12 protein-coding genes and 1 pseudogene are annotated in these 17,510 nt (G+C 58.4%); 6 read left to right on the forward strand and 7 right to left on the reverse strand.

What is annotated here, in order from left to right:
* Positions 1-23: 23 nt before the first annotated feature.
* The 5 genes from QNA11_RS18735 to QNA11_RS18755 form a co-directional block, all read right to left on the reverse strand.
* A complete protein-coding gene (locus QNA11_RS18735; RefSeq protein ID WP_283484303.1) occupies positions 24-1,799 on the reverse strand; it encodes an IucA/IucC family protein in 1,776 nt (591 codons plus the stop codon).
* 8 nt (positions 1,800-1,807) lie between these two features.
* Positions 1,808-2,851 (reverse strand): 2,3-diaminopropionate biosynthesis protein SbnB, encoded by a 1,044-nt coding sequence (gene sbnB, locus QNA11_RS18740; RefSeq protein WP_283484304.1) that lies wholly within the window; start codon positions 2,849-2,851, stop codon positions 1,808-1,810.
* A gap of 39 nt (positions 2,852-2,890) precedes the next feature.
* Positions 2,891-3,907: a 2,3-diaminopropionate biosynthesis protein SbnA gene (gene sbnA / locus QNA11_RS18745; protein WP_283484305.1), complete on the reverse strand. Its 1,017-nt coding sequence runs from the start codon at positions 3,905-3,907 to the stop codon at positions 2,891-2,893.
* A gap of 446 nt (positions 3,908-4,353) precedes the next feature.
* Entirely contained in the window at positions 4,354-4,920 is a 567-nt protein-coding gene (locus QNA11_RS18750; protein WP_283484306.1) for a hypothetical protein, read from the reverse strand.
* Between the two features lie 355 nt (positions 4,921-5,275).
* Complete coding sequence (locus QNA11_RS18755; protein ID WP_283484307.1) at positions 5,276-7,174, reverse strand: methanol/ethanol family PQQ-dependent dehydrogenase; 1,899 nt, start codon at positions 7,172-7,174, stop codon at positions 5,276-5,278.
* Between the two features lie 341 nt (positions 7,175-7,515).
* Between QNA11_RS18755 and QNA11_RS18760 the strand changes: the two genes are divergently transcribed.
* The 3 genes and pseudogenes from QNA11_RS18760 to QNA11_RS20785 all read left to right on the forward strand — a co-directional run.
* Complete coding sequence (locus tag QNA11_RS18760) at positions 7,516-8,484, forward strand: helix-turn-helix domain-containing protein (RefSeq protein ID WP_283484308.1); 969 nt, start codon at positions 7,516-7,518, stop codon at positions 8,482-8,484.
* A gap of 207 nt (positions 8,485-8,691) precedes the next feature.
* Entirely contained in the window at positions 8,692-10,209 is a 1,518-nt protein-coding gene (exaC, locus tag QNA11_RS18765) for an acetaldehyde dehydrogenase ExaC (RefSeq protein WP_283484309.1), read from the forward strand.
* Between the two features lie 410 nt (positions 10,210-10,619).
* Positions 10,620-11,000 (forward strand): annotated as a pseudogene (locus QNA11_RS20785) (aldo/keto reductase); the annotation flags it as partial.
* A gap of 3 nt (positions 11,001-11,003) precedes the next feature.
* On the opposite strand, the gene QNA11_RS18770 reads toward QNA11_RS20785, so the two are convergent.
* A complete protein-coding gene (locus tag QNA11_RS18770; RefSeq protein ID WP_246744871.1) occupies positions 11,004-11,297 on the reverse strand; it encodes a hypothetical protein in 294 nt (97 codons plus the stop codon).
* Positions 11,298-11,573: 276 nt separating this feature from the next.
* Between QNA11_RS18770 and QNA11_RS18775 the strand changes: the two genes are divergently transcribed.
* Positions 11,574-13,169: an FAD-dependent oxidoreductase gene (locus QNA11_RS18775; protein ID WP_283484310.1), complete on the forward strand. Its 1,596-nt coding sequence runs from the start codon at positions 11,574-11,576 to the stop codon at positions 13,167-13,169.
* A gap of 105 nt (positions 13,170-13,274) precedes the next feature.
* Here the strand turns inward: QNA11_RS18775 and QNA11_RS18780 are convergent, their stop codons facing one another.
* The gene (locus tag QNA11_RS18780) at positions 13,275-14,519 is read right to left on the reverse strand and encodes an acyltransferase family protein (protein WP_283484311.1); all 1,245 of its coding nucleotides are present in this window, start codon (positions 14,517-14,519) and stop codon (positions 13,275-13,277) included.
* A gap of 592 nt (positions 14,520-15,111) precedes the next feature.
* Between QNA11_RS18780 and QNA11_RS18785 the strand changes: the two genes are divergently transcribed.
* Together QNA11_RS18785 and QNA11_RS18790 are read left to right on the forward strand one after the other, a co-directional pair.
* Positions 15,112-16,107 carry a NosD domain-containing protein gene (locus tag QNA11_RS18785; RefSeq protein ID WP_283484312.1) on the forward strand — a complete coding sequence of 332 codons (996 nt, stop codon included), beginning with the start codon at positions 15,112-15,114 and terminating at the stop codon, positions 16,105-16,107.
* A gap of 31 nt (positions 16,108-16,138) precedes the next feature.
* Positions 16,139-17,509, forward strand: a complete 1,371-nt coding sequence (locus QNA11_RS18790) for a lipopolysaccharide biosynthesis protein (protein ID WP_283484313.1) — start codon at positions 16,139-16,141, stop codon at positions 17,507-17,509.
* The last annotated feature ends 1 nt before the right edge of the window (position 17,510 follow it).

Below are 17,510 nucleotides of genomic sequence, written 5' to 3' on the forward strand. Positions count from 1 at the left end.
TCGGGAGCTCAGAAGAGACGCGCTCATGCGACCTGCTCCGGATTCGCGAGCGGGTTTTTCGCCCGGCCGATCGCACTTGGCATGCCGAGGCCGAGTTGCGTGGTTGCGAGAAGAGGAGTCAAAATCTGCTTGAAAGGCCATTCTCGATCATCGAGAAAAGCGGTTCTCAGCCGCTCGCGAATATCCGGCGGCGCCTCGAGCGTCTCGATCTCCCGCGTAGTGACGCGCCGGAGGAGGCGCTTCGAGGCGTGAAGCTCGAGACGCCCCGAGCGATCGACTGCTTCGCAAATCGCACGCAGGGCGACATCGAACAGCAGTGTCTGCGCGTAGGCGATCAGATCCTCCGGGCGCTCCAGGAGCATGGTCGCGCGGCGGGGATCTTTGATCAGATAGGCAGGCGGCTGAAGGCCCGCTCTCCTCAGCCATTCCGGTAGGCAGCGCACCGTGTCGTGATCGCGCAGCACGATCCTCGTAGGCTGCCCCCTAACCAGCTCGATCAAGACGTTCTGACCGTGCATCTCCGGCATGAAGCCGCAATGCAGCGCCTCGATAGCGACGCCGATGACGAGCTGAAAGAGTTCCTCGAGAAAGCCTTCGACACTTGTTCCGGGCCGAATCTCGAGCGCCTGTTCGATCACCGGAGGCAATCCCGCGCATGGCGCGACGGAAAAGCTCGCCAACGGGACCAGCGCCGCGTCGTTGGCGGAGACAGGAAGGTCGCGAATGGCGCAACCGAGAACGGCCGTCCGGTGTGCGAATATGTCGTGCGAGGCTTCGTCGAAAGTCCAGAAGCGTGCTTCATCGGCGATCCGAACCCGCGCAGCGATGGTCGGCCTGCCCGAGCAGGCTTGCTCCAGCAGCGCTGCGCCCATCAATCCGTTATGAAGCGACTGAGCGCTCATGAGCCGGCGCACGCCGAGCGTACAGACATCCAAGGGGAGCTTGATGTGGCGATGAGGATTTGCAGCAATTGCAACCGTTCTCAAAGACGATGTTGCAGAAACGAGTGGTCCGATGAGCTCCAGAGCAACGATCTCGCCCGAGGCTAATTCGGGGGCGAATTCAAGAGCGACCGCAGTGTCCAAATGCCAAGGGTGAACAGGTAGCGCGATATGACTCTCCGCAAGGCCGCTTCGCGCCATTTTTTCCGACAACGCTTCCGCCTGGGGTGAGTCGAGGATGAAATCCGCCGGCTCTCCACGCTCCATTGTGGGAGACATCCGGATACGATCACGCGGCGCCGCACACCAACGCAGCGCGAACAAACGTCCAAACTCCGCTCCATAGGATTCGATTTCGTCCCGTCCCCAGCCTCCCCTGCCGCGCGCAAGAGGATGGAAAGGCCTGTCGCGCCACGCGGCTAACTGCTCCCAGATCGAATTGTCGCCCTTTGCGAGGGCGAGCTTGCTCTCGTTCTCGAGACGAGGAGCGGCTTTCTCCAGAAACTCGAAATTTTGAACGCTATCGTCGAGTTGACGTATGGTGCGATCGAGTATGGAGAGATCGAGATCGCACAAACTCGAAAGCGCAATCCACAACAGATCTCGAGCATTTAGTGCCCGAAGGACATCCCCCGACGAGCGCTCGAAGACCGCCACCGGTCGAAGCTCCTCGCGCCAGGCGTCCCAAGCCAACTCCGCCGAAAGCGCGTGCTCGCCGAGGCGCAAGCAGGCAGTCGCTCGGCCGTCCCGGGCTTCGACCAGCATCCGAGAGCGAAAGCCCGCGATGTCCTCGGTCCACAAGAGTTCCAGAAGCTCCGCGAGCACAGGGTCGGCTGAGGCGATGAGCGGTTGGCGCATGATCGACCTCAAAACAAATCGAGCATTGTTCCGACGTCTTCTGCTTCCGCGCGGCGGAGAATAGCCCGCGCGCAGACGATGTCGTCGATCGCCATTCCCATCGGGTTGAGCAGAATAATTTCTTCGGCGTTCTCGCGGCCCGGCTTGGAGCCGACGACAATCTCGCCGAGTTCCGCATAGAGCTGCCGCCTCGAGAAGGCGCCCGCCTCGACGAGTTGATTGATGATCTTTTTTTCGCGGTTGGACTGATCCCAGTCGTCCACGACGACCTTGTCCGCCCTCAAGAAGACTTCTTTCTCCACGTCCATTATGGAGACATTGGCGAGGAATGTTCCCGGCGAGAGCCACTCGAATTGCAAGTATGGCCGATCGGTTACCGTACAGGTCACCACCACGTCCGCTCCCTCAATGGCGGCGCGAGGCTGCTCGACAGGCACGAATTCTACGTCGGGAAACGCAGCTTGCGCCCATTGAACGCCTTCGCTCAGGTTTCCTGCATGGACGTCATGAAGACGGATCTCTCGGATGTGTGGGAATTGCTCGCAGAACATTTCGATCTGAGTGCGTCCGATGGGGCCGCAACCGATAATCGCTACGCGATCGAATAATGGCTTCGCGAGGCGACGGCAGGCTACGCCCGTTACAGCAGCAGTGCGCAGAGCGCTGATCCGACCCGCTTCTAGAATTGCGATCGGGAAATGCGTGCTGGGGTCGTTCAGGACGATGACGGCGCTCGCTCGTTCGATCGACCGGGCGGACGGGTTGTCGTGTTTCGATCCGATCCATTTGAGCCCGGCGATCGGATCACTTCCGCCGATCCAGGCAGGCATTGCAATGATGCGGTCGGCGATATGGGAGGAACGGGGACTGCGTAAATAGGGCTTCAGCGGCTGTGCATAGTCGCCCGCGGCATGAAGTCGGAAACCGTCTTCCACCGCTTGCATGTAGAGCCCGGAACGATCGCCGCCGAGAGAAGCGATGTCGGTGCGAGAGAGAAAACGCAATACATGAGTGGTCGCCGGCGTATGACGGGCGATATCGAGAGCGCTCATTGATGTAGACCTCAGGAAGGGAAAGATGCTTTTGGTCAGCTAAGATCGGTTGACGCTTTGCAGTTCGCGGAACCTGGTGAGGACTCTATGCGACTCATCGAGAGGTCGCCGCACACGATCGCTCTCAGATAGCCAGTTACAATTGTAGACAGTGTCGAGATAACGCTCGCCGCGATCGGGCATGATCGTCACGATGACAGCGCCCCGCGGAAGGCGAGGGGCCATTTTTTCAATTGCTGCGATAATCGAGCCCGAGGAGCCGCCAGCAAGAAGTCCTTCTTCGCGAACGAGCCGATGGCAACCCTGCATAGACTCCCAGTCGGTCACATAGACGACATCGTCGATCTCGCGCGTATCGAGCTGTTCTGGAACACGGCTGGCGCCGATGCCCGGAAGCCGTCTCTTTCCACCTGGAGAGCCGAATATGACAGAGCCGACGACATCGACGGCCACGATACGAACGGTTGGCCATGCTTCGCGTAGTCGACGTGCTACCCCCATGATCGTTCCGCATGTGCTGACGCCGATAAAGGCGTGTGTCGGCTCGACCCGCATGTCTCTTACAATTTCCGCTCCGACGCCTTCGTAATGAGATCGTCGGTTGTCTGGATTGGCGTACTGATTCAGCCAGACGGCGTTTGGTAGTTCGTCCAGAAGTCGGCGTACGCGACAAATTCGCGATTGCAAATAGCCGCCTTCTTCGTCCTTTTCATCGACGAGTTCGATTTTGCCTCCGTAAGTCTCGATCAGCTCGCGGTTGTTTTTCGTGATGTTTGGATCGATGACGGCCGTAAACTCCAGCTTCATCTGTCGCGCGATCATTGCGATGGCGATGGCGAGGTTTCCGGACGAACTCTCGACCAAATGGCTAGCTTTAGTGATTTTGCCGTCAGCCATCGCTTGTCGGATCATGAACAAGGCCGGACGATCCTTGATACTGCCTCCGGGGTTGAACATTTCCAACTTGGCGAACAGCCTGATCGCCGCATTGTCGAAAGAGACTTCCAGCTCCACGAGAGGCGTGTCACCAACGAACGAACATAAATTCGGAATCATTTGTGCGCTCCGTGCAACGCGCAAGACAATATCGCTGCGTTCGGCTGCGCTGCCGGCACGCGAGTTCAGCGGTTTTTGTGTGAGTGATGAGAGTTAAGAGGAGCTGTAGACGATATTCATCTTCAATGCTCTCTAAGCTGAAATTGGCTATCGATCTCGATAAGCATCCGACACGCGTTGAAGCTCGTCAACGCATTTGAGGTCTCTATTGGAAGCCTTACAGGAAGCAGTTGAGAAGGGTTTCAATTTGGATGCGCTCGGCGATCGGGCGCTCCGCTTGAATGGCGTGAAGAGGTTTGCGCAGCATTGCGTCAACTTTGCCCGGGGCTGGCAGAGTTGCGCCGCGGCGACCGGCCACTCAGTTCTCGCGCGCGGCGGAGATCGCATCTCTCGCTCTGACTTGGACCGCTCCTCTGGGCGGCTTCATTTTTGCGCTTAGTCTCGCCTCACCCTTCTTTCTTTTGCCGTCGTAGGACCGGCCATTTTTCAAGCGCTTTGCAGAGCGCTTGCGGCGCCTTGTCTCTTACGGGCGTGAACTCCAACGCGGCGCACGTCAACGCTATGAGCGGCCCGTCGGGAGTGAGACTCGTGGGAATTTTATCGCTTCCTGGATATGATTCATTGGCGCAATCGAAAGCGTCGCGGACGGCCAGCGCGACCCGCGCTTCTGCGGAGAGGGCATGGGTATAGCGGTGCACGACTTCGATATCGCTGTCGAAACGGGTGCGGGCGTCCTTTGTCATAAAAGGATTTTCCCTGGCGAGCCTGTCCCGTTTGCGGTGGAGCAGCCGCTCGAAACGCAATGCTGCGGCGCGCAACATTTCCGCCTCTTTACCCTCGGGCGACGCCGCCTCTTCGAGGCCGTAAACGATCTGCGCGACGCCGAGTAAATCGACGAATTCCTGAACCTGTCGCCACGGCGCTTCGGCAGCGACACGCTTTAGTTCTTTCTGGAGATTGTCAGCGATGCTTCTCGTCCGCTTCGAGTAAACGTCGTCTGGAACGTGGGGCATTCGGGCGGTTCTTTTATCGGTTCGCTCTCAGGAGATTTGCTGACCGGCGGGCGCAAATCAATCCGCGCCGCATCATTTTGTTCTGGGCGCGCGAGAGCAGGCGTAAGCCGCGCCTTCTGGGGAGCTGTGCAAGCGCTGCCGGGCGCCCCGGCGAGCAAGGATATGGGGCTGCAAATCGAGCTTCGCTAGCAGGATGAGTAAAGCGGGCCGAGTTCGCGTCTCCGATAAGGGGACCGAAGCCCATCGGGAAGAGCAGCGATCAAATCGCAGCCGGCGTCTTCCTAAAAAACAGCGCCCGGCGTCCCGCGACGGGATGCGCCAGGCGCGAGACCTCGGTGGAGGTGAGTCCGGATCGTTACTCCCTTATCGAGAAGACCGTCAGCACGCCGCCGAGCGCCGTATAATTGGAAAGGCTGCGATAATTGCCGACTGCGCCAAGACCGTCGTTGCTCTTGGTCAGGCCGGCCGCGAGGCCGATGCCGGCCCAACCGCCGACGCCCGATAACACCGCGACATATTGTTTCCCCTCGATCTCATAGGTGATGACATTGCCTATGATGCCGGAAGGCGTCTTGTGCTTGTAGAGCTCCTTGCCGGTCTTGGTGTCGACCGCCTTGAGATAGCCTTCGAGCGTGCCGTAGAACGTCACGCCGCCGTCGGTGGAGACCGCCCCCGACCACGCGGAGAACTGCTCCTTATTCGACCACACGATCTTTCCCTTCCTGGCGTCCCAGGCGATGAAATTACCCGTGTGCGTTTGCCCCTTGTCGCGGTCGGCAGGGAACATTTCCACCGAGGCGCCGACGTAGGGCTGACCAGCCGAATAGCTCACGCGAAACGGTTCGAAATCCATGCAGACATGGTTTGTCGGAACGAGGAAAAGCCCCCTGTTCGGGTCGTAGCTCGCGGGCTGCTCGTCTTTGGAGCCGAGCGTCGTGGGGCACGCGCCTTGCGTCGTCACGTCTTCGCCGTTTTTTTCGGGCGAAAATCTTTCGTCGAGAATTGGCCGGCCGTAGGTCTTCGACGATTTGTCCATGTCGATCCTGGTCGCCCAATTGACAGCCGGATCGAATTTTTCCGCAACGAGCAGATCGCCATTGACGCGATCGAGAGTGTAGCCGAAACCATTGCGGTCGAAGTGGACAGCCGTCTTCACTTTCTTTCCGCCGATCTCCTGATCGACCAACAGAAGCTCATTGACGGCGTCATAGTCCCACTGGTCGTGGGGGGTCGTCTGGTAGAGCCAACGCGCCTTGCCGGTGTCGAGATCGCGCGCCCATAGCGTCATGGACCAACGATTGTCGCCGGGCCGCTGCAACGGATTCCAGGTCGAAGGATTGCCCGTTCCGTAGTAAATGAGGTTCAGCTCCGGATCATAGCTGTACCACCCCCAGGTCGTTCCGCCACCCAACTTCCACTGATCGCCCTGCCAGCTATTGATCCCGGAGTCCTTGCCCACGGGCTTACCGAGATGCGTCGTTTTTTCAGGGTCGATCAGCGTGTCGCTGTCCGGACCCGTCGAATAGCCGCGCCATATCAGTTTGCCGGTCTTGATATCATAGGCGCTGATCTGGCCCCGCACGCCATATTCGCCGCCGGCGTTGCCGACGACAACCTTGTCCTTGAAAATATGCGGCGCTGCAGTTGACGTTTCGCCTTTCGAAGGATCGCCGAATTTGATCGACCAGATCGGCTTGTCTTTGGTTGCGCCCGCCGAGGCGCCTGTCGCCGCGTCGAGAGCGACGAGCGTCGTATCGGCCTGCGCCAGGAAGATTTTGCCGTCGCCATAGGCGAGTCCGCGGTTCACGGTGTCGCAGCACATCACGGGAATGACCGAAGCGTCTTGCTGCGGCGCGTATTTCCAGATGATCTTGTGGTCGCGGTCCTTGAGATCGAGGGCGTAGACGACATTGGGGAAGGGCGTGTGCAGATACATGACGTCGGTCGTGTAAGCTTGCTTGACGACCACGCCGTCCTTTTCCTCGGCAGGTATCTTGACGTTATGGATCACCAGAGGGGCGCCTTCATGGCCCCGCAATACGCCGGTCGAGAACTGCCAATCGACGACGAGCTTGCCGACGTTTTCCGTCGTGATTTGCTTGAGGGCCGAATGGCGGAGATTGGCGTAATCCCCCGTGGGCGACACCCACTGTGTCGGGTCCTTTTGCAGCTCGAGCAACTCGTCGGCGCATACGCCGTTGCTTAAAGCGAGCGCCAGCATTGTAAGAGACGACGACACCAAGAACTTGTTCATGGCTTTCCTCCATGGCCCGGCATCTTTTGAAAGCGGCCTCTCCCATGATGGATCGACAGCGCACGCCTGGGAGAACGTGCGCTGTCTATCGCGGGGAGGAGCAGAGGACCGTATTGCCGGCTCGTGCCAAGGGAATTTCAAACAAGGCGGCGCCGACCGCTAGTGGGGGGCGAAGCAATGAAACGCCGTGTGTCGCAATTCTGCGACGATTTTTCGCACCGATCCGCAATGCAAGGCGGTTACCTACGGCGCGCGGAGCATCGACGTCTGCGCTGGAGCGGCGTGCATCTCTCTGAGAAAGCGCTTATACTCGTTTCTTCTTCTTTCCCCGGAGACCTTCGATGGAGGGGCGGATCCCACATACGCACACGGATTTGGTGCGCTCGGTCGTCCAGAATGAGATCGCGCCGGCGACGTCGGCGATCGCCGCGAGCTGGCGCCGCTCGATGACGGTATACGGGCTCGACCCCGGTCAGAGCCGCGCGCCAGATGTCCTCACTGAAGCCGAGCTGCGCCAGGCGCGCGAAGAGCTGGAGCCCCTGGCGCGGGTCGCGCAAGCCCCTATCGATCGGCTGTTCGGCGCCGTCGCCGAGCTTGGTTGCTGCGTGCTGTTGACCAACAAGGATGGCGTGCCGATCGAAGGGCGCGGCGCCGACGAGGCTGTCTTTCAAGGCTGGGGTCTGCGGCTCGGGGCGATGTGGAGCGAGGCGCGCGAGGGCACGAATGGCATCGGCACTTGCCTCGCGGAAGCCCGCGCGCTCACGATCCATCGCGACCAGCACTTCCGCGCCCGTCATACGGGCTTGAGCTGCACCGTCGCGCCCATTTACGATCATCAGGGCCGGCTTGCCGCTGCTCTGGACGTTTCCTGCGGCCGGGAAATCAAATCCGAGGGGCTGATCGGCCTCGTCGCGGTGGCCCTGGCCGACGCCGCGCGAGCGATCGAAGCTTTGAATTTCCGTCAATTCTTCGCCGACGCCCGCATTGTCTTGTCGCCGAGCGCCGGCCGGAACGGGGCCTCGCTGCTCGCGGTGGATCGCCACGACCTCATTATCGGCGCGACCCGGTCAGCGCGACTGGAACTGGATATTTCCGACGCCCGCATCGCCGCGCAGCTACCGGCCGTCGATCTCCTCTTGCCGACGGGCGTCGGCGGGGAGGCTGAGCTTGTCGACGCCGAGCGCGGCGCGGTCCGCAGAGCGCTCGCCCGCGCCGAAGGTAATGTCTCGGCCGCGGCCAAGCTGCTCGGCGTCAGCCGAGCGACGCTGCACCGTAAGATGAACAAGCTCGGAGTTTCGAATACGCACTGAGAAATTCCCGAAAACTGGGAATATGACCGCTCTCGGGCGGCCAGCTCTCGAGTGCGTTCGGGTTCGAAAATTGACGCGCCCGAGTGTCGCAAAATTGCGACAGACGGCGCTGAGGCTTTTCGTCCGACGCTAGCGGATGAAGCTCTATGGGTAGAATTTCCTCGGGCGACGCCGGAGAACGGCGCGTGATAATCCGAGGAAACCCCCATGAACAAACCAGCCTTCATCCGTTCGATTCAACCCAAATTCAAAGAGCATTACGGGAACTTTATTGGTGGCCGATGGGTCGAGTCGGCGAATGGCCGACATTTCCAGAATCCGTCGCCGGTCAACGGGCAAATCCTCTGCGAAATCCCGCGATCTGACGCAGCGGACATAGAGCTGGCGCTCGACGCCGCCCATGCGGCAAAAGACTCCTGGGGCAGAACCAGCGTCGCCGAACGCGCACGCGTTCTGAACCGGATCGCCGACCGCATGGAGCAGAATCTCACGATCCTTGCCGAAGCCGAGAGCTGGGACAACGGTAAGCCGATCCGAGAAACCACCAAAGCCGACGTGCCGCTGGCGATCGATCACTTCCGCTATTTCGCCTCGGCAATCCGCGCGCAGGAAGGAGGCCTTTCGGAGATCGATCAGGATACTATCGCCTATCACTTTCACGAGCCGCTCGGCGTCGTCGGCCAGATTATCCCTTGGAATTTCCCCCTATTGATGGCGGCTTGGAAGCTCGCCCCTGCGCTCGCGGCCGGCAATTGCGTCGTCCTCAAGCCGGCGGAGGTGACGCCACTTTCCATTTTGATCTGGGCGGAGTTGGTCGCCGACCTATTGCCGCCGGGCGTCGTGAATATCGTCAATGGCTTTGGCGTCGAGGCCGGTAAGCCGCTTGCATCTTCCAAACGGATCGCCAAGATCGCCTTCACCGGCGAGACGTCGACGGGCCGGCTGATCGCCGGCTATGCGGCCGATAGTCTGATCCCGGCGACCCTGGAGCTCGGCGGCAAGTCGCCCAATATTTTCTTTGCTGATGTGATGGCCGAGGACGACGCTTTCCTCGACAAGGCGTTGGAAGGCTTCGTCATGTTCGCGTTGAACCAGGGCGAGATATGCACCTGTCCTAGCCGCGCGCTCGTGCAGCGGAACATCTATGACGCCTTCATGGAAAAGGCCCTGAAGCGCGTGGGCGCGATTGTGCAGGGCGATCCGCTCGACGAGAAGACGATGGTCGGCGCGCAGGCGTCCCGCGAACAGATGGACAAGATCCTCTCCTATATCGACATCGGCCGGAAGGAAGGCGCTGAACTACTGATCGGCGGCGGCAAGGCGGAGCTGCCAGGCGATCTCGCGGGCGGCAATTACGTGCAGCCGACAGTGCTGCGCGGCCATAACAAAATGCGCATTTTCCAGGAGGAGATTTTCGGTCCGGTCCTTTCCGTCACGACGTTCGACACCGACGACGAAGCAGTGGAGATCGCCAATGACACGATTTTCGGCCTCGGCGCTGGCGTTTGGACGCGCAACGTCAACCGCGCTTATCACATGGGCCGCGCCATTCAGGCAGGACGCGTCTGGACCAATTGCTACCACGCCTATCCCGCCCATGCGGCCTTCGGCGGATACAAGCAATCGGGCGTAGGCCGCGAGAACCATCACATTATGCTCGCCCACTACCAACAGACGAAGAACCTGCTGGTCTCCTACAATCCGAACAAAGTTGGTTTCTTCTAGAACCCGTCACGGAATTGGCGCGCGCCGCGTGGGCGCAGATGGAGCCGCTGCGTTCGGGCAAGCTAGCGATCCCGGGCGCAGCGGCAAGGATAACGGCGAGGATAATTGGCGTTTCATCGAGGCCGTGCTTTCGGTTGTTTGAAGAAGCGGTGCGCTATTTTGGGGTAGCACGGATGCTTGCTGAATTCTTGCGCAGTATCGGATTAGTATCCTCTCGACCGGGATGACGAGCGTGCAAACAGAGGGCTGGAAACCACAAGGATGAGCGGCTGCACGCAAGCCGGGGACATGATCCCTCGTCAGCTATGACCGCGAGGGGGCGCGAACCAATCCCATGCAGCCAGGCAACCACTCGCGCCAATGGCGCGGTAGCTTGTCATGCTCCCAACCGCGTTGTTGAGGCCTAGCCCATGCGAAACGTCTTGCTCGACGGGACCAATTTGCGTCTATCGAGGATCGGATTTGGCACAGGTCGGCTTTTTAGCCTGCGCTCCATAGGCTCGACGTCCGCGCGTCATCGTCTTCTCACGGCGGCCTATGATTCGGGAATCACGCATTTCGACACGGCGCCCTCTTATGGAAGCGGCATCGCGGAGAGCGACTTGCGAGCAATCCTGGCTTCGCATCCGGACGCGACCGTTGCGACGAAAGTTGGGATTTACGCAGCAGGGGGTGAAGATCAGACGCCCATTTCTGTAGCCCTTCGGAAAGGCGTAGGAAAAATCATACCATCCCTTTGCAAGAAGACCGTGGATTGGAGTGTCGATCGAGCGCGAAGATCCCTCGACGGAAGCTTAAGGCGGCTGGGTAGGGAGCGTGTCGATCTCTATCTGCTGCACGAACCTCACGCCCATCTGCTGGCCGCCGACGAGTGGCTTCGGTGGCTCGAATGCGAGCGGGATCGCGTGGCGAATTTCGGAATTGCATGTGAAGCGGGACGGCTTGCGCCATTTCTTGCCAGCGAGTCGCCGCTCGCCAAGATCGTACAATGTAGCGACAGCGTCGAGGGCCGCGAAGCAGACGTCTTGATCCAAGCCGGCCGCCCCCTTCAGATCACCTTCGGCTATTTTTCTGAAGCGAAGCGTCATCCGAATTTTTGCGCGGAAAGAGCGCTCGCAGGCGCGCTGCGACGAAATTCCGCCGGATGCATCCTCGTATCGACAGGGCGGCCGGAGCGAATTGGCGGTCTCGTGAGCGCCGTTAAGCACGACGCGACCGCGGCGGTCGCGTGCGCCTCTTAGAGCGCATTGCGCAAAAGGTGCTAGGCTTTTGCGAAAGGTATGCGCTCCACGTTTTTTAATCTGCGCGCTTTCTCATCGCTCGCATGATCCCATGCGAGCGAAAGCGCGCTGGAGAATGTCGCGATGATCCAAAATCTCATGACATCAAGCGCGGACCAAAAGTTGGAGGCCGACGTCGCCATTATCGGCGGAGGCACGGTTGGTCTCGTTATCGCCGTTCTCCTTAGTCGAAAAGGCTTGCGCGTCGTCGTCGTCGAGTCGGGTCAAGAACAGCAGACGGAAGACAGGCACCCTCTCAATGAGGTCATCCAAACTGGGGCTATTTATAAGGGCGCCGAGGAAGGACGATTCCGTTGCCTCGGGGGCTCCTCCACCAGATGGGGCGGCGCCCTGATCCCTTTCTTGCCGCAGGACGCCGATCCCATCGCGGGTTGGGACGCCATATGGCCCGTCGGCGTGGTAGCCTTCACCCGCTACCAGGGCGACGTCGAACAAATGTTTGGCGTCAGTGAGGGCCCATACGAGACGCCCGAAGTGGTCGGCCATAAGGAGGCCGCTCAGCTCGATTTTATACCCCGCCTTGCCAAGGCCATACCGGTCTCCAATCGAAACACGGCGAGTCTTTTGCGTAAGGAGCTCGAACACGAAAAGGGTCCGCAGATATGGCTCGGCGCCACAGTCAGTGATTTCTCTCTCGACTCTAGCGGACGCATGGAAACCGTTTGCGCGAGGAGTTTGAATGGCCGGCTCCTATCCGTGAAAGCGCGGGAAGTTGTCGTCGCCGCTGGCGCCATCGAGAGCACGCGCATTCTCCTCCTTTTGGACCGGCGCTACGGGCACAGAATCTTTGCTCCCGACAACATCCTCGGCCGTTTTTTCCACGACCATCTCGCGGCGCCGACGGCCCGAATACAGGTCTGTGACGATCGCGCTTTGAACCGAACCGCGGGAATCCGCTTCGAACAAAAGATGCTCAGATTTCTTCGTTTCGAGCCGAACCCGAAGCTACGCAAAAGGCTTAGTTCATGCGCCGCCTTTGCGCATATTTCCTTTGCTTCTCATTCGCAAAATGGTTTGGACGCCTTACGTGGAATCGTCGGCGCGCGACAAGAGGGACGATTTCCTTCCACGAGCGATTTATTGCTCCTGGCGTCCCAACTGCCCTGGTTTGCCCGCGCAGTCTGGTGGCGCATGGCGGAGAAACGCCTTCTCTATCCGCCAGGCGCGACTCACCAACTCGAGATGGTTATCGAGCAGACCCCCCTCGCGAGAAACCGGATCACACTTTCCTCCGAGCGAGGGGATTTCTTTGGGAATCCTCTCGCCGAGATAGATTGGCGTCCAAGTGACGAAGACGCCCGTAACGCCGCCATATTGACCGAACATTTCGTGCGCTTCTGGGAGGCAAGCGCACTCGCCTCGGTCGCCAGATTCGAGATCAAGCCACAAGCGACGATTCTCGAAGAGCTGGCGTCGGGAGGAGGCGTCTATCACCCTGGAGGCTCGACCAGGATGGGAAAAAGTCCAACGACCGGCGTGGTCGATAAAAACCTCCAAACATTCGCCATCCCGAATCTGAGCGTCCTCTCAACGTCGGCTTTTCCCACTGGCGGAGGCGCAAACCCGACAATGATGTTACTGATGGCGGCGTTTCGGCTTGCCGATCGGCTTACGCCGCGACTGCTCAAAACAGGCAGAACATACTGCTTAGAATCTTGAGCGCGCGCGAACGTCGAGATCGATCGAACGTCTACATCTCGCCGGCCCAAAATCGCCGAGGCCAATGGGACTGCGGCTTCGTTTCTTCTCGCATAAAGCGTCGTATTAGGAGGCTTTCTCAGACGAGCCCGCGCCGGCAAGTTGGGCCGGCGTCCCAACTAAAACTCTCTCCTTGCCCTCGGCAAAATCGCTGCCGTGGATCGACGGCGCAAAATGTTCGTCATTAGAAGCCGAGCGTTCTTTTCGAGTGGGCAAAAGCCGCCACAGCCATTTATTGAAGGGCTTTTCGACGGAAAAGTGGAACGCGAGAGCAAAAGAGACCGCGGCTGCAATCGAGCCCGCGTGCCAAAGCAAGATTGCTGGTCGGGGCAGTCCGACGAATAGCCCGCCAATCTTACCGAGAGCTGAAAGCACGAGCCAGTGGCTGAGATACAGCACGTATGAGCTATCTCCCATCACCCGCAGGAAGCGCGTCGTCAAAGACGTTTGTGACGCCCATCTCTCGAGCCCAATCGAGCCTGTGATGAAGAAAAACCCCATTGTTCCGCAGCCGAATACGCGCAGCAAAGAAGGACCGGAGCTTCGCCAACGCTCGAGCGCCGCCCCCACAACAACATAAAGTGCGACGGCCAACAAAATCTGAGCAATTGGCGCGCGCGGAGCGACGCTTCGATGAAAGCGGTAGGCCAACGCTCCGAACAAAAATTCCACATAATAGAGGCTCAACAACTGCCCGTTGACGAGGTCGATTCCAGCCAAATACAAAGCTATGCAGACCGCAGATAAAGAGGCGATCCAGGCAACGAGGCGTCTCGAGCCATTGAACACCAAAATCAGCGCCACGCTACAATAAAATATCATTTCCTGGATAAGCGTCCAGGCGACGCCGAGCACCGGCGCTTTATATTGGGGAATGAGAGCCAGCGATAAGGCAATTCTTTGAATGTCCGCCGCTCTATCTCCCGAGAGTCCGCCAACATTGAAATTCTTGTTCAATGCATAGGCGGCAACCACGAGAAGCGAGAAAAACCAATACATCGGGTATATTCTAGCGACCCTCCTGGAAACGTATAGCCTAAATTGTGCCTCCTTCCCACTCATGACAAGCATACACATTATAAAGCCACTCAGACAGAAAAAAATATCCACCCCAAAATCAAGGTGCCTGAACGGGAACAGGTAATGTTCTTGCATGTATTCGAAGCTGTCGGATCGCCAGTACGTATCTTCGAAGTTCTTTATAGAAAGATGTGAATGCCAGACAACGATCATGAATGCGGCGAAAGCCCGCAATATCTGGATCGATACGAATTCTGAATGGCTACTCGCAGTCGAAGCGCGTGGGCCCATGATGCTCTAACCTTCTTTTGACTCTCTTCGCTGTCAAACGCGACGGAGTGGGGCGGCCCCAATGGGCAGATCGCGGCTATCTTGCGATTCATCGAGTTAGCAGTTTTGGGCGATGGCGCTATCCGCAGAACGACGGCGTCAGGGAAGGTAATTGGAAAGTCCGGAAACGGTCAATTGAACGCATGTGCAGGCTTACTTAGTCCAAAAGTTCAACCCATAAGCTGCATGACCAGCGGTCGTTCGATTGAACGGCATGCGTGGGAGCGCTCGGCAAACGTCCTAAACCCTCGATCGCGTCGCCTGCTGCTCGGGAAATACCCTCCGGAGTTAATTCTAAGTAGGCACGCGACAAATCTTTTGTGTCGGAGCCCGACCACAAAATGGCTGCTATGTTGTTGTCGGTTCTAAACGACACAGTGAGAATAGATTGAGAACCTTTCACGCGAATTTTGAACGCACTCGAACAAAATACTGCCGCGCTTCAACACGCGTTCTCATAGGAGTCGCCGGCGTCTTATTCCTTGGTTGCGTGGCGGACAGCGGCGGCTATGCGGCCGAAAGGAGAGTATCCCCCTCCGGAGGGGATGACACCTTGGCCGTCCGGTCCGCGATCATTGCGTCAGCCTTTGGCGATGTAATTATCTTTTCTCCAGGGCTATTTCACCTTGGCGAAATCGCCCTCAAATCGGGCGTTACATTTCAAGGAGAAAACGCAATCCTGAGCGCGACAAGCTCGAGCCCAATCTTTACCGCGGATCCAAACGACAGCCACGACATCAGGATCGATTCTTTCTGCTTCTTGGGCAACGGCGCCAATCCAATGCGGGGCGTGATCAGACTGTTTGGGAATGCGTCGCCCGATTCCGTGTCGAACATCGAGATTTCGAACTCGACGTTTCGACATAACGGACTGACCTTCAATTTCCTGAAACGCGCGCGGATATCGGGCAACCGGTTCGAGGACGTCGCCGCAGGCGGCTCCGGCGTCTACGGGTATAATCTCGATAATTCGTCGATCGACCACAACGTCTTCAAAAATGTTTATCAGGGAATGAGCATCGTACTCGGTGACGTCGAGAATCAGGGACGGAACATTATCGTGTCGGATAATGTCGGACTGGGGATTTCCCGTATGGGAATCGAGATCCAGGGAAAGGCTCCGCCACGACCCGGAGAAAGTCGGAATCTTCTCGTTCAAGGCAATCGCTTCTCGACCTGGAACGATCCGGCCGCCGACACAATCGGATATTCGATCGTCACCGACGGTGGAGTAGGGACAAAGGTGATCGGCAATTATGTGCAAACGACATTGCGGACCGGCATTGGAATTGAGATTTCCGGAGAGAATGCGATTGCGGAGCGAAATTATGTCGATGGATTTGAAGTGGGGATTACGGCCTATTCCGCCGGCGACGTCATAACGGGCAATACTATCATCAACAGCGCCCATCGCCCGGCATCCACATTCGGGCGCAGCGACGTAACGGTCTCCAACAATAATACTGTCAAGGTCGAAAACCAGGCGCCGTTCGAACCAGACGACCCCGGGGATCGGCGCTGCATTATCCAGCCTTCCGAGCATCATTAAGCACAGCCATCCGTGAGATTGGAAAGTGACCATGGAAGGACCTTCCGCCGCGACTGTTGATGACGCGCAGGGCGAACAGAAGGCGACGGCGCTCGACTTTGCGCGTCTGAGAAAAGCGCCCAGCGGGTTACTTCATTTCATCAAAATCATGTCGGCCATTGCCGAACAAGCTATTTTCGCCGGCACGAACTTCATGCTGACCGTTTTGCTCGTGCGCTGGATGCCGATCGATCACGTGGGCGTATACAGCTTCTGCTATTCCCTGATTATCGTTACCTGTATGCTATTCGAAGCGCTCGTGTCTGAGCCAATTCCGATCCTCGGGCCCGCCAGATACGCAAATCGCCTGCGCTGCTATACGGGAGCGGTCGTCTTCCTGCATTTTGCTACGTCGGTGTTAGCATCTTTGGCGCTTCTGGCGGCGGGATCGATTTTTCACGATCGCGGATCCCCCCTCATTGCGGAGACGATGGTGGGGGCCGTCATTGCGGCGCCGCTGCTGTTCCTGCGCCCGATGACGCAACAGTTGTGTTACACGCATTCCTATAACGGATTGTTTGCGCTTGGCGGAGTGGCTTACGCCATCTTGGCGCCGGCATTTCTGTTCGTTCTGCACATCGCCGGCGTTTTGAGGCCGTCTTACGCCATTATCTCGATCGGGGGAGCGATGGCTCTTCCCTGCCTGTTTATTATGGTCGTATTTCTTCGTCCCGATTTAAGGCTCGCGCGCGTCGGGTCGATGATCCGCGAGGTGTTGCGCGACCATTGGCGCTATGGGCGCTGGGCCATTATCGCTCAGACGAACCACTGGCTCGGCGGCAATATTTTCCACTTGGTGGGACCCTCCATGATCGGCCTCGAGGCGACTGCAGCCGTCCGCGCTATTTTCAACATGATCTTGCCGGTAAATCTTGCGACGGCGGCGACTTTATCGGCGGCCGCGCCAACGCTTGCGAGGTACCATTCAGCCAACCAGCGTGATCGATACCGAAGAACGCTCGGGCTTTTCGCTGGCACAGTTTTGAGCGGGACCGCCGTCTACGCGTTCCTGTTTTCTTTTGTTGGCATGCAAGCCATTCACTATTGTTATCGAGGCGCGTTCGACAAGCTCGTTAGCCCGTCGCTGATCGTGTGGCTTTGTGTCATCCCGGTGCTTTCCGTTTTGAACGCAATCGTGGAGCTCAACTTACGCCTCAACGGCAAGATGAAATCCATAGCCCTTTCCAAATTTGCTTGGACGGCGTCAACGATGACGATCGGCATAGCCGCATGCGCGGCATTTGGATTGTTGGGCGTCTTCATCGGTTGGGCGCTGAGTAGCGTAATTCTTCTCAGCCGCAACATATGGTGTTCCTACCGGTTATCGAAGCGTGCGTCTGATGCGCAAGGTCACAGGGACTAGG

The organism is Methylocystis sp. JR02 (assembly GCF_030063565.1).
Lineage (GTDB): Bacteria > Pseudomonadota > Alphaproteobacteria > Rhizobiales > Beijerinckiaceae > Methylocystis > Methylocystis iwaonis.

Bases quoted from the DNA above. Each gene is read 5' to 3' on its own strand.
- QNA11_RS18780 (WP_283484311.1), bottom strand. From the start codon at position 14,519: ATGGGCCCACGCGCTTCGACTGCGAGTAGCCATTCAGAATTCGTATCG.
- QNA11_RS18760 (WP_283484308.1), top strand. From the start codon at position 7,516: ATGGAGGGGCGGATCCCACATACGCACACGGATTTGGTGCGCTCGGTC.
- sbnA (WP_283484305.1), bottom strand. From the start codon at position 3,907: ATGATTCCGAATTTATGTTCGTTCGTTGGTGACACGCCTCTCGTGGAG.
- QNA11_RS18790 (WP_283484313.1), top strand. From the start codon at position 16,139: ATGGAAGGACCTTCCGCCGCGACTGTTGATGACGCGCAGGGCGAACAG.
- QNA11_RS18750 (WP_283484306.1), bottom strand. From the start codon at position 4,920: ATGCCCCACGTTCCAGACGACGTTTACTCGAAGCGGACGAGAAGCATC.
- sbnB (WP_283484304.1), bottom strand. From the start codon at position 2,851: ATGAGCGCTCTCGATATCGCCCGTCATACGCCGGCGACCACTCATGTA.
- QNA11_RS18770 (WP_246744871.1), bottom strand. From the start codon at position 11,297: ATGACGCTTCGCTTCAGAAAAATAGCCGAAGGTGATCTGAAGGGGGCG.
- QNA11_RS18755 (WP_283484307.1), bottom strand. From the start codon at position 7,174: ATGAACAAGTTCTTGGTGTCGTCGTCTCTTACAATGCTGGCGCTCGCT.
- QNA11_RS18775 (WP_283484310.1), top strand. From the start codon at position 11,574: ATGATCCAAAATCTCATGACATCAAGCGCGGACCAAAAGTTGGAGGCC.
- exaC (WP_283484309.1), top strand. From the start codon at position 8,692: ATGAACAAACCAGCCTTCATCCGTTCGATTCAACCCAAATTCAAAGAG.
- QNA11_RS18735 (WP_283484303.1), bottom strand. From the start codon at position 1,799: ATGCGCCAACCGCTCATCGCCTCAGCCGACCCTGTGCTCGCGGAGCTT.